This is a genomic window from Aurantibacter sp. (genome assembly GCF_042094015.1).
Taxonomy (GTDB): domain Bacteria; phylum Bacteroidota; class Bacteroidia; order Flavobacteriales; family Flavobacteriaceae; genus Aurantibacter.
Window position 1 is genome coordinate 1 of sequence record NZ_JBELDZ010000065.1, and the last position, 13134, is coordinate 13134.

The following is a 13134-nucleotide window of genomic DNA, read 5'->3' on the forward strand; positions in this document are numbered from 1 at the left end:
ACCATCAATTTTTAAAGTATTTACATCTATGCCATTAAAGAATTTATTGGAAAAATCTTGTGCCTGGGATTCATCAATTACCAAAAAACCACCCCAGGGTCTTTCAAGATCATACGAAACTATTGAAAATCCATAAGATTTTATAATTTCTTTAGTTTTAGTGAAAAAATTATTCATTTATATTTTATTGTATAATTCTAATGTTTTAGTTATCATTTCTTGCTTTTTAAATAATATATTATACCTCTTGATAGATTGACGACTAAACTCTTCTAATAAATCATCATCAGAAATTAACAAGTTTAACTTCTTAGCTAATAATCTACTATTAATACTTTCTACTACTAAACCAGTTTTATTATTTTGAACTACCCATGGAACACCTGAGCCTTTAATATTAAAAACAACTTGCGGACAACCCAAACTCATTGCCTCAATTAAAACTACACCAAATGCTTCAGACTTGTGAACAGATGGTAAACAGAAAATATCAGCTAATTTAAAATAGGATTCAAGATGATTAAATGGGATTTTTCCTAATAACCTTATTTTATTTTGTAAATCTGCATTTATAATTTGTTTTTTTAAATCCGAATATAATTCACCTGTACCACCTAGTAAAATTAAAGTATCGTCTTTTAACTCTTTAGCAGCATCAATCAAATAATCAAATCCTTTGTAATATGTTAACCTACCTAATGAAAATATTATTTTTTTTCCTCTATATACATTTTTTAATTCTTTAAAAAATGAATTATCTGCAACTAATTCAGAATTGTCTATTCCTAATGGAATTACCTTACACTTTTCTTTATAATTCCTTAGATCTTTTGAGTTGTCAAGATAATTCTTTGAGGTAACTATTATTATTTTTGCTTTTCCTTTTATAAAATTATCAAAAGGTGAATATATTTTTTTAAAAAACTTTTGTTTAACGATATCACTATGCCAATGTAAAATTATTTTTCCTTTGAAATTTGTTAATAGGAGGGAAATCGCTGCAGATGGATTAGGCAAATGCAAATGCACAATATCATAATTATTAACAATACATAGAAGTTTTATATAATATGACAGAGAAAATGGAACAGAAAATATTTCAATTATTCTACTCATTCTGAAAATAGTATAGCTACTCTTTTTTATTACTGTTTTGTATTTATTATTAAAACAAATAACATCTGTTTTAACACCAGCTTCATTAAGCCCTTCAACTAAATCAAAATTTACTTTTTCAATTCCTCCAAAATAAGGAGGGTAATATTTACCTATATGTAAAATTTTCATATTCTATAGTGTGATCAAAATAATAGCGTAAATGAACCCCAAACCAATATTAACTATTAATGTTTTATTAAAAAATATTTTTTTTTTGCTTAACAATATATATTGTGCAATAAAAAAAACATAAATTAAGACTGAGTTAATTATAATAATTGAATATATAGTTGTAGTGAATATTTTATCATAGAGTAATAGAGCTCCAATTAATGAAAATAGAAGTAATAAAAGAATTAATATGTAACTTTTAACCTGATTCTCTCGCTGAATTATCGGTTCTAGTAAAGCTGAATTGATCCACAAAGAAACATTGATACCACATAGTAGTAATAAATTTGAATAATCTTCGTCTATAGAGTCCCATTTATTATAACGCCCATCTAAAATAAATGGCAAGAAAATAACGACAAAAAAATTAATAATAAAGATAATAATTGTAATTAATGAAAAATATAAATCTAATTTCCTGTGGTCTTCTGAGAAAAATTTATTGAACATTAAAATTCCAAATACCCTATATATTACTAATATAGCTGTTGATAATCTAAAATAGAAGGAGTAAATACCTACATAAGAATAATCTAAAAAATGTTCTATATATATCCGAGAACTACTTGTTAATAAAACTAAAAGTGGTGAAGAAATTAAAATTAAAACACCAAAATTATAAATTTTTCTATAATGTTTAATTTTCATTTTTTTTATCCCTTTAATTTTTTTAAAATGATAAAAAAAAGTAGTTATAAATAAATACAATAGTAATAATAATTGCCAGAGGACTTGGCTATATTCAACTACACCTGAATAGCATAACAAAAAAAAAAGAAACATTATTGAATAAACACCTGTATCAACTATTACAGATAGATTGTTTTGATTTTCACTTTTTAAAATAGCTGATATTATAATTTGATTTGCAAAAACAGCACCTAATACAACTGAATCAAAATAGATATTTCCAATTAGTTTTGGCTGAAATAATGCGAATAAAAATATTACAGAACCTATAACAAGAAAGTGAAGATGAAATAAAGGTTTAAGTTCATTTTCATTGTTCTTAATAATAAAATAACCATAAGACCCTACTAGGCCAAAAACAAATAGCCCCGTAAATATCTGACCAATATTTAAAGTATATTCAAAAATTCCAAATATTTCATCAGAGTTAATCACCTCTTGTAAACCTAATGGAGAAACAAATCCTATAGATTTAAATATTATAAAAATTATAATTAAACTGAAAACTCTTTTGTATGTTGTTTTATTTAAATAATTATTAATCATTTTTTTTCTTGTAAACCTTTTCTATTAAACTATAGTTTAATACTTCTTTAAAATGATCCTTGATTGTATCATAATCTTTATCTAGATATCTAAGAGGCTGTGAAACATACATTCCAGGAGTTAATAAATCCTTAGAAACAGTTGAATTACCACCTATGTTAATACTATCTCCAATACTAACACCAGGGTTTAAGAGGCAACTTGATCCAATATATACATTGTTACCAATATTAACTGAACCATCTACTCTAAACCTATCAGGCCCAGAAGTAGCATGAATATAACCATGTGTCCATATTTGTGTCCCTACTCCACCTATTTGAGAAAAATTACCAATAGTTAAACTTGACGTTAAATCTATTATTGTTTTTTTTGTAATACAAGATAGTTCACCTATATATAATTGCGATACTCCTATTACAATACTTTTTGATTTAGATCTAGTTATATTATTTTGTTTTCCAATTCTTGAATCTTTAGATAAAATAACAGTAAATAAACCATAAATAATATTCATATTTCTAATTAAAGAACCATTTTGCATCTCTAAATTTACAACAGAAATGATATTAAAGTTTCCAATCTTACAGTTAGGGCCAAGATTTAACTTTGTACCCCATATTAAACTACAACCAATTTTTGCAGACTTGTTAATATTATGACCTAAACGATTTAATATGAATCTACTAAGTTTAATAGGTATAAATAAACAAAGAAATAATGAAAGTATTTTATTTAAAATCATATTGAATATTCAGCTTGCATTATTAATCTGGGTTTAACAGGAGTTGTGCCTTTATGGTATGCGAAAGTATCTTCGAAAAACATTGACCCTTTTGGTCCAATCTTTATTATTGGATTATTATAATTTTTATTAGATTCTATTTGCATGTCATTTAATCTTCTATTTAACTTCTCTTTTATCGATTTTCGCTTATGAGTCCCAGGAACGATAACGTGAGGCCCAGAATCAAGATCAACATCTGTTAAGTATATAAATATTTTTAAAAACTTAGGTGAATCAATATCGTAATGATAACCATATTGATGATTTGATTTATTGTTCAAAGGAGGAAAAGACCACCACGAGTGACAGCTAATTAACTTAAATTTTGGCCCTAAATAAGATTCGCAAATTTTTAAAACATCTTTATTAAAAACTAACTTTTTAACAGAATCACATTCTTTCAATAAATTGTAATTACCATACCAAATATCATTTCCTGGATTAGATGGATTTTCATAATTAATTAAATAATTTTTCTCACCATACTGGCCTTTATATTTAGATAATTTAGAATACTCAATAATATCTTTTAATATCTGATAGGGTATTTTAATATTTGAAGAATACCCACTTTCTAAAAGTTCAGAATAAATTTTATTCGTATCGTGAATAATATTTTCACCACTATATATGTATACATTGTTCTCCCTGAAAAAAGGGTATATTCTTATCAACAATAATCTTGACAAACTAAATATTGTGAAAGATCTCATCAGTTTATTTGCTATAGTTTTAATCATAATTGTTTTGGTTTAATATAGTTTTTTAATATGGGAACCCAGAATAAAAAAGGGCCAATTACACTTAGGTAATATGTTTGAGATCCCATTATAACAAATAAAATAATGAGACTAGATGATCCACTATCAAGTTTTAAACGAATACTTTTTAAGAAAGCATATATCCAAAAACCTAGGTAAAACAAAAGACCTACAACACCGTTTTCCACTAATAATGTTAGCCAACCACTTTCTGCATTATTTCCAACTTTTGCTAACAAAGCTCCACTGTTTCCAAAAAACATTTCAACTAAGCTGTAATCACCAAAAAGTGAAACAGCAGATGCCATGAAATATAATCTCATAGTATGATTGTTAGATTGTAAATCAAAAACATTAATTATTCTTAATAAACCTGAAGTATCCAAAATATAGGTAGCAATTAAAAATAAAAAAAAAGCAACAGGAAATAAACTGAATATTTTTTTAAAATTAAACTTCCAATAATCTAAAAAATAGATAAACGCTAAACATAAAATACCTAATCTAGCATTACACATTAAACAAATTAATAGAGAAAGAATATATATATATTTATTTTTTCTGAAAATTAAAGTTATTCCAAGAGCAAAGTTCCCCAAAGATAGTGGGCCTGCAAAAATACCTTTGGAACGAATTACATTTCCTGATATCTCTCGATATGAAAGTAAAATTTCGTCACCATTCCTGGATGCAAGTGCCTCATAAAGATATGTTTGAAAGAAATACTCATAAAATGCAATTATGAAATTAAAGATTAAAATTAAAATTAAAAATTTTCTAATTTTAATTAAGGGGATGGTTTTTAACAACCATATTACAGGAATTATACCAATATAAGAATAAATAGTATAAGTAGAATCCCAAACAATAATAGATATAAAAGTTAATAATATAACTGTGAAAATTAAATATATTTCTCTTAAATAAAAATTTGATAAATTAGTAGATAAATCAACAAGAATAAATAATATTATAATATTAGATAAAAATTCAATTCCTGTAAAATGTTTAATTATGTCGGTAAAAATTAAACCTCCAAAAAGAAATAATCTGAATATTTTCATTTAATTATTTTTTTTGGTGAAAATATTTCTTTAAATCTGCTTATGCTATATATACTGTGCTTAAACATAAAAACACTACTGAATGGCAAAATTATTCGATTTATGTTAAAAGCATTTAAACTATTTATCACTACCTGGTTGTCACTCCCCATTATAAAACCAAATCTTTTAATAGATAATAGTTTTCTTATTTTTGAGCTATAAATAAAATCCTTTGATGAAATTAGATTTAAGTATGAGGAACATTTGTTATCATAATTTACTAATAAATATCGTTTAAATGAACTAAAAGATTGATAAAACTTATTGGAGTCATTTCGAATGTAAAGCAACTTTCTGTAGATTAAAGAAAGTAATAAATTAATAAAAAATCTCAAAAACCATGGACTATATATAGCTGCTCTTTTCAAAAAACTTTGCAACGATAATTCACTTGGCCCGAGACTTAAAATAGAATCAGAGCCTTGCCCGTTTATTACATAAGAATCAGGACCAAAAAGATCACTAATCTTTCTTGCAGCGTAGTAATGTAACTTACTATAATGTTTGTCAAATTTCTGAAAATTATCAATCAAATAGTCTAATTCATCTCCAATTTCTAATTCTATAATCTCAAAATTAAGGTTAAGTTTTTTTGCTGATTTTAAAGCTTTTAGCTTCTCAGCATCTCTTCTAGAATCATCAAAAAAAACAGCTTTAAAATTTATATCAAGCTCTATTAAGCACTTAGCAATCGAAATACTATCAAAACCTCCACTAAACATTAAAATTACATTATTATTAACTCTTTCTTTAAGAGATTCTTTTAAGAAAAGAATCAAATCTGATTTAAAATCAATATTATTGTCATCAATAGAAAAAAACAAATCAGTTTCTGTAATTTCATCTTCTTTTATTACAGTTTTTACTAAACCAGGAAGTCGATAAACACTTTTATAAATTGTATCTGATCCAAAAAAGTAACCATTCTCATTAAAATAAGATTGGCCATTTTCATTTATTTCCTTGCAATTTGTATTATCTAAGTTATCATAAAGAAATAAAACATTATTTACAACTTCATAATAAACTCTATGACTACCGCAAACATCAGATATGATTTCAATATTTTTTTTTTCTTTTTTAATTGCAATCCAAATACCTTCTATATCATGAAAATTTAATTCTGTTTTGTTTTTAAATATTGGTCTACCAAAAAAATCATATCCAAACTTTGTTTGTGGTTTTTGAGATTGTAGCCACTTATGATTATCAAAATTAATTTTCATTAGACTTGTTTGAAAGATTATTTTGTAGATGATCTAAGACTTTCAAATAAGATTTGAAAGTTTTTTGAAAGTCTTTAATATACTTTCTATTATGAAGACCATCTCCATTAACGCCTTTAAAGCTGGTTGCAACTATTTTATTTAAAAATTCAACTTTTTCAGCTTTGTTAATGATTGGATAATTATTTGTCTTTATTAGATTAATCACTTGTCGTAATTCTTTTAAAGAATTAAAACAGTTTTTTTCTTTCATTTGAATTCCTTCTCCAAGACCAATTACTGGTTTATTATCCAAAACACACTCGATAGAAACCGTTCCAGTAACAGTTATAATTAAATTAGCTAATGGCCATAACTTAGTCATGGTTGTCTCTTCACTAATAGCTATAACTTTTTCTCTGTTTTTTTTAATAAAATCAATTAGCTTAGTGGAAACCTCATATTTTGATTTCGGATTTAGTTTTACAATCAAAAGTTCACCTTCCTTCAATTTATTTTTAATAGATTTTAAGACTTCAAGTTGATTTGAATTTTTATGACCCCAAACATCAATATTGGCCTCGGGTTGCATTTGTAGAGGATATAAAATTAAAAAAGAGGATTTGTTTAGCTCATTAACTTTAATAGACATTTTTTTCCATTCATTCAGATTTTTCTTTAAGTTATATTTTAATTTCAAAAACCTCATGGGTGATGGGGTATTAAATTTTTCCCCTTTGTAATAATCTAAAACCAAATTTAATCTATCAATTATTATCTCTTTTATAGATAGCTCATATTTGATTTTTTTCATATAATCTGGAATAGATTTTTTTTGTATGATACCGTCTATTATATTTATTGCAGCTTCAGATTTTAAAAATTCTCCAGAATTAAAATAAGGCTCTAATGAATCATATTGATAAAATGAAAATCTTTCGGTAGGATACCTGCAGGTACTAGGATTAAGATATAAAATATTTCTTTTTTTACAAGCAGATATTGTTATTAATTCATGAAAGTTTGTGGATTCCCCAAAAACAACATCAGGATTATAATTTTCTATAAAATCATCAATAATTTCATGATAATAGTAAATAAAACAATCATTTTTTATTCCAAAAAAATTCAAGCCTCTATTTGATTTAATTACTTTATCTAAATCAAACCTAACTTTATTTTTAAACTCAAATTTCTTAGGGTATGGAATTATATAACAATTTCCAATATATGGTTTAAACCGTTTATTTTGAATTAAAAAACAAACTTCGTGTCCATGATTTTCTAATTCTTTTGCTATTAATTCCCACCAAGAAGTTTTATACCTGTTTTCAATAAATAATATTTTCATTTAAATATAATCTAAGTTCATAGGAGTTCCTCTTTTAATGTCTTTTTTGAATTTTTTTCCAATTAATTCTGAAAAATACATAGGGTGCATACCAAAACCAGGTCTAATAGATCTTACATTCTCTTTTGTTAGCACATCTCCTTTTTTCACATCCTCAACTACAAACAATGATCTAGAAAACTGACGACTTTTTTTCTTTTTTTCTGTCATTTCATAGTCTGCTTTTCCCATTAGTTTTTCGGTTAGCCTAACAGCACCAACCATTTGTTTAAATTCTTTTTCATCTAAAGAAAAATGAGCATCGGGTCCTCCTATTGATTTATCAAGAATAAAATGTTTTTCAATTACTGAAGCACCCATCGCTACTGCTATAGCCGGAGCTTGTGTCCCTAAAGTATGATCTGATAATCCTGATTTTACTCCAAAGCGATTTACTATATCTGGAATAGTTAATAAATTGGCATCCTTAGGGTCAGCAGGATATGCTGAAGTACATTTTAATATAGTTATATCAGTATTTCCCACTTTTTTACACGCCTCAATGGCTAATTCTATATCATTTATCTCTGCAATACCCGTAGAAATAATCATAGGTTTTCCCTTGCTTGCAGCATACTCTATCAAAGGTATATCTTGAATTTCGAAAGAAGCTATTTTGTATATAGGAGAATCTAGTTTTTCTAAAAAATCAACTGCAGTAGAATCAAAAGGAGATGAAAAACAAATTAAACCTTCTTCATTGGCAACTTTAAATATCTCCTCATGCCATTCCCAAGGTGTAAATGCTCTTTTGTATAGATCGTAAAGATACTCTCCATCCCATGCTGTACCGTGATTTATTTGAAAATACTCATTTTTACAGTCTATTGTAAGAGTATCAGCCGTATAAGTTTGTAATTTAATGGCATCTGCACCAGACCGTTTAGCAGCCCTTATTGTTTCTAAAGCAACATTTATATCTCCATTATGATTTGCTGACAATTCTGCTATTATAAATGTTTTATTTTTCATCTTTATTCTAATATTTCTCCAACTTTAATTTTTACTGGATTTCTTAATTTAGTTAATTCTAGGGCTTTATTCGAAGTTTTAACAACAATATTTTTATTTGTACTTAAGACTGTACCATTTACTATTTGATCTTTAAAACCAAAATCTGACACTTTTACTTCATCAATTATAATTTTTTCACCTTTAAAAAAAGTGAATGCCCCTGGATATGGATAAGATTGGGCGCGTACCCAATTTCTTATTCTTTCTGATTGCCAATCCCAATTTATTTGGCCATCAGCTGGAGTCCTTTTCCCGAAATAAGTTGCTAGTTGTTCATCTTGTTTTATCAATTCTAGTTTTCCTGAATTTAATTTCTTAAAAACACCAAGTATTAAATTATAATATTCTAGTTTGAACTTATTTAATATTTCAGCTCCTGTTTCAATCTTATTTATTGGAATTTTAATTTGAGAAATAATATCTCCCGTATCACAACCTTCATCAATAACATGAGCAGTAATTCCCGTCACTTTCTCATTATTAATTATTGACCATACGTGAGGTGTTCTTCCTCTATATTTTGGCAATAATGAACCATGTATGTTAAATGAAAGTTGTTTAGAGTGTTGAATTATGTCTTTCTCGATTAAGAATAAATAATTAATTGAAACTATGATATCAACTTCAATTTTTTTCATAAAATCATACCCAATACCATTTCTTGGGTTTCCTTTGAAATAAGGAATTTTATTTTTTTTACAAAGTGACAAAATACCCTGAGAATTACTATCTGTTAATACAAATACTACATTAAAATTGAGAATAATTTTCTCGAGAGTATCTTTTCCTAAATTTCCACTTGAAAGAATTCCTAGTTTCATGACTTTAATTTGGAATAAATAACAACGTCAATAAATTTATTATCAAAAGAGCAATGTTCCTTTAAAATTGCATCTCTAAAATAATTTGAATCAAGTAAAACTTTATAAAGATGAGATCTTAAATCAAACGCGTACACATAAAGTTTATGAAAACCAAGTTCCTCAAAAGCTAAAGATTCTATCATTTTTAAATATGTTGACCAATGAAAATGAAAATGGTTTTCCTCTAGATCAGTATTCATTATAAAAGAAATCTCAGCATTTTTATCTATCCAATTAATATGAACCAGGCCTCCATAACCAATACACCTACCATTTTTAAGATATGAAAATAAAATTTGATTCGGTTTTTCTTGATCAAATAGTTTAGCAACAATTCCATTAAAATAATTATCTTGAGATTTTTCTGTAAGTGGTTTATCTTGCCTTAAATGATACATTTGTTCATTTCTCCACTTCATTATATCTAACCTATCTTCATAGCGTATTGGAACTATTTTATGATCTAGAGCTTTAAACTCATTTTGGATTAAACAATTATAGTTAGTTGGAAATTTCATTATTTTAATTGATATTTTAATTCAGCCATCTTCCAATCTATCTCTGTATCAATATCTTGAGCTTCTAATTCTGAAATTTTAATACCACCAGTATTTTGGGTTAATATTTTTTTAGAAACCAATAACTGTTTAATGTTACACCAATAAAATTGGCCCGCATCATGAAATGAATCTTCTAAATCTTGAGATCGAACATTCAAATTCTCTTCAAGCATCATCGATACTCTCTTTAGATCTATCCGAAGTGCTCTCTGTATTGGAAAACCATAAGCAATAATTGGGAATACTGAGTCAAACTTTCCACTAATTAATAGATCATAAGACTTTAATAAAAGCTCATTAGTAATTAGAGGTGCGCAAGAATAAAGACAACAGAGATTTTCAAATTCCTTACCCTGAGATTTATAAACTTGAATAACCTCTTCAATTACATCAAAAGTAGTAGCAAAATCATTTGAATTCTCAGTAGATCTCATAAATGGAACTTTTGCCCCAAATTTTTTTGCTATTTCAGCAATCTCTTCATCATCAGTTGAAACCATAACTTCATCGAATAACTCAGAACCGAGTGCTAATTGGATAGAATATGAAATAATTGGTTTGCCTAGAAAATCCTTAATATTTTTTCTAGGAATTCTTTTACTTCCTCCCCTGGCCGGTATGATACAAAGATTACCCATTGATAAATTGATTTACATGGTCAATTACTAAATCTTGCTCCTTATTTGATAGCGTTGGATACATTGGTAAACTGATACATCTTGAATAATATTTTTCTGCATGTTTAAGATCAGCATCTAAATACCCTATTTTCTTGTAATAAGGCATTGTATGAACAGGCACATAATGAATTTGTGCCAATACCCCTTTAGAATGCAAAAAATCATACAGTTCTTTTCTATCTTCAACCTCTATAATAAAAAGGTGATGAGCATTATATCTATCTTTGGGTAAATACTGAAACTTAATTTTTCCTTCAAAAGCTTTTTTATAAGCTACTGAAATTTCATTTCTTCGCGCCACTCCTTCATTATTTTTTGCTAATTGAGTAATTCCCAATGCAGATTGAAAATCTGTTAGCCTATAATTAAAGCCAAGCTCTTTCATTTCATAGTACCAGTTCCCATGGTTTTCACTCATATTCTCTTTGGTAATCCCATGAGTTCTAATCAGCAACAACTTTTCGTATAATTCTTTAGAGTTTGTAGTAAGCATTCCTCCCTCCCCACAAGCAATATGCTTTACAGGGTGAAAAGAGAAAACTCCAATGTCCGCATAATTTCCATTTCCGCAAAAGTTTTTTTCTGATTTGCTATCTATAAAGTAACCACCAGGCGCATGACAAGCATCTTCTATTATCCAGAGATTATGTATGTCTGCCAAGGCTCTAAATTCTTCCATATTTACAGGTAGACCAGCAAAATCAACAGGTATAATTCCTTTAAAAAAACCTTTTGGCTTTGATTCGATCAATTCTTTTACAGAATTAATATCTAGTAGATAAGTATCTGGGGCAATATCAGCAAACCAAACCTCTGCACCAGCGTAACGGATACAGTTTGCTGAAGCTGCAAAAGTAATAGGAGTGGTAATAACTCTATCCCCTTTGTAAAGATTTAAAGCTAATACAGAAAGATGCAAACCAGAAGTAGCATTGTTAACTGCAACTGCATACTTTGCTCCTACATATTCTGCGAATTTTACCTCAAATTCTTTAACCTTAGGGCCTTGCGTAAGGTAGTCAGATTGAAGAGTTGTAACTACTGCATCAATATCCTTTTGATCTATATTTTGTCTCCCGTAAGGTATCTTATTCATTATTCTTTAAAATTAGGATCTACATGTATTTTAACTAATTCTCTTAAAGATTCTATTGTTTCCCAATCTGAATTATTGCCAGAGTTATAGGAAAAACCATTGGCCACATCAAATCCATTGAAAGCTTTCTTATAATCTTGCTTAGAGTATTGCGAATAAGGAGATTTCTGCGGTAGAATTGCATAGTATTTCCCTAAATCAACTGTATTGTATGAATCAGAGGCAGTAATCATCTCCTCATGTAATTTTTCTCCAGGACGGATTCCTACTACTTTCTGAGTCATATTTGGAGCAATAGCTTTAGCTACATCAGAAATTTTGTAAGACGGAATTTTTGGAACAAAAACTTCTCCTCCCCAAGCTTTTTCAATAGCGTAAAACACCATTTCACAACCATCTTTTAAAGAGATATTAAAACGTGTCATTTGATCATCTGTAATTGGAAGGAATTTTTCACCTTTATTTTTTTTATTTAAGAAAAAAGGCATGACAGATCCATTAGACCCCATCACATTACCGTAACGAACGACAGAGAAACGAATATCTCTATTTCCCTTCATATTATTTGCGGCTACAAATAATTTGTCAGAAGCTAATTTTGTAGCACCATAAAGATTTATTGGGGCCGCAGCTTTATCTGTTGAAAGAGCGACTACATGTTGAACCTCTGAATCAAGAGCTGCATCAATAACATTTTCGGCGCCATTAATATTAGTTTTAACACATTCCATTGGGTTATATTCAGCTAAATGGACATGTTTCATAGCAGCAGCGTGAATTACAACATCGATGCCTTCAAAAGCTCTTTTTAATCTTGATCTATCTCTAACATCTCCAATAAAATACCTCATAGCAGGATATTGTTCTGAAGGAAATTCTTGTGCCATTTGGAAATGCTTTTGTTCATCCCTAGATAAAATCACAAGTTTTTTTACTTCTGGATTTCTTTCAAGAATTAGTTTTGTAAACATTTTACCAAAAGAACCTGTTCCACCAGTAATTAAAATTGATTTTCCGTTTAGATTTAACATTTTTGTTTTTTTATTAATATTTATTTTTCTCGACTACCACCGGTAGTCTGTTGTGTTTGTGTTTTTCTTTTTATTC

General features: G+C 27.7%; 13 protein-coding genes. All 13 read right to left on the reverse strand.

Going from position 1 to position 13134, the window contains the following annotated elements; genetic code table 11:
- Nucleotides 1–177: 177 nt before the first annotated feature.
- A complete protein-coding gene (locus ACFDSN_RS09460) occupies nt 178–1287 on the reverse strand; it encodes a glycosyltransferase (protein WP_375239606.1) in 1110 nt (369 codons plus the stop codon).
- Between the two features lie 3 nt (nt 1288–1290).
- On the reverse strand, nt 1291–2565 hold the full coding sequence (locus ACFDSN_RS09465) for a hypothetical protein (RefSeq protein ID WP_375239607.1): 1275 nt from the start codon (nt 2563–2565) through the stop codon (nt 1291–1293).
- Nucleotides 2558–3310 carry a hypothetical protein gene (locus tag ACFDSN_RS09470; RefSeq protein ID WP_375239608.1) on the reverse strand — a complete coding sequence of 251 codons (753 nt, stop codon included), beginning with the start codon at nt 3308–3310 and terminating at the stop codon, nt 2558–2560. The genes ACFDSN_RS09465 and ACFDSN_RS09470 overlap by 8 nt, the downstream gene beginning before the upstream one ends.
- Entirely contained in the window at nt 3307–4026 is a 720-nt protein-coding gene (locus ACFDSN_RS09475) for a phytanoyl-CoA dioxygenase family protein (protein ID WP_375239609.1), read from the reverse strand. The genes ACFDSN_RS09470 and ACFDSN_RS09475 overlap by 4 nt, the downstream gene beginning before the upstream one ends.
- A 62-nt stretch (nt 4027–4088) precedes the next feature.
- Complete coding sequence (locus tag ACFDSN_RS09480; protein WP_375239610.1) at nt 4089–4922, reverse strand: hypothetical protein; 834 nt, start codon at nt 4920–4922, stop codon at nt 4089–4091.
- Between the two features lie 251 nt (nt 4923–5173).
- Complete coding sequence (locus ACFDSN_RS09485; protein ID WP_375239611.1) at nt 5174–6445, reverse strand: hypothetical protein; 1272 nt, start codon at nt 6443–6445, stop codon at nt 5174–5176.
- The gene (locus ACFDSN_RS09490; protein WP_375239612.1) at nt 6435–7775 is read right to left on the reverse strand and encodes a hypothetical protein; all 1341 of its coding nucleotides are present in this window, start codon (nt 7773–7775) and stop codon (nt 6435–6437) included. Before ACFDSN_RS09490 ends, ACFDSN_RS09485 begins: the two co-directional genes overlap by 11 nt.
- Nucleotides 7776–8786, reverse strand: coding sequence for a pseudaminic acid synthase (gene pseI / locus ACFDSN_RS09495; RefSeq protein WP_375239613.1), 1011 nt, complete (start codon nt 8784–8786; stop codon nt 7776–7778). It lies immediately after the preceding gene.
- Between the two features lie 2 nt (nt 8787–8788).
- Nucleotides 8789–9649 carry a methionyl-tRNA formyltransferase gene (locus ACFDSN_RS09500; protein ID WP_375239614.1) on the reverse strand — a complete coding sequence of 287 codons (861 nt, stop codon included), beginning with the start codon at nt 9647–9649 and terminating at the stop codon, nt 8789–8791.
- A complete protein-coding gene (locus ACFDSN_RS09505) occupies nt 9646–10209 on the reverse strand; it encodes a GNAT family N-acetyltransferase (protein WP_375239615.1) in 564 nt (187 codons plus the stop codon). Before ACFDSN_RS09505 ends, ACFDSN_RS09500 begins: the two co-directional genes overlap by 4 nt.
- On the reverse strand, nt 10209–10889 hold the full coding sequence (pseF, locus tag ACFDSN_RS09510) for a pseudaminic acid cytidylyltransferase (RefSeq protein WP_375239616.1): 681 nt from the start codon (nt 10887–10889) through the stop codon (nt 10209–10211). The genes ACFDSN_RS09505 and pseF overlap by 1 nt, the downstream gene beginning before the upstream one ends.
- A complete protein-coding gene (gene pseC / locus ACFDSN_RS09515) occupies nt 10882–12027 on the reverse strand; it encodes a UDP-4-amino-4,6-dideoxy-N-acetyl-beta-L-altrosamine transaminase (RefSeq protein ID WP_375239617.1) in 1146 nt (381 codons plus the stop codon). Before pseC ends, pseF begins: the two co-directional genes overlap by 8 nt.
- The gene (gene pseB, locus ACFDSN_RS09520; RefSeq protein WP_375239618.1) at nt 12027–13058 is read right to left on the reverse strand and encodes a UDP-N-acetylglucosamine 4,6-dehydratase (inverting); all 1032 of its coding nucleotides are present in this window, start codon (nt 13056–13058) and stop codon (nt 12027–12029) included. Before pseB ends, pseC begins: the two co-directional genes overlap by 1 nt.
- Nucleotides 13059–13134: the final 76 nt, after the last annotated feature.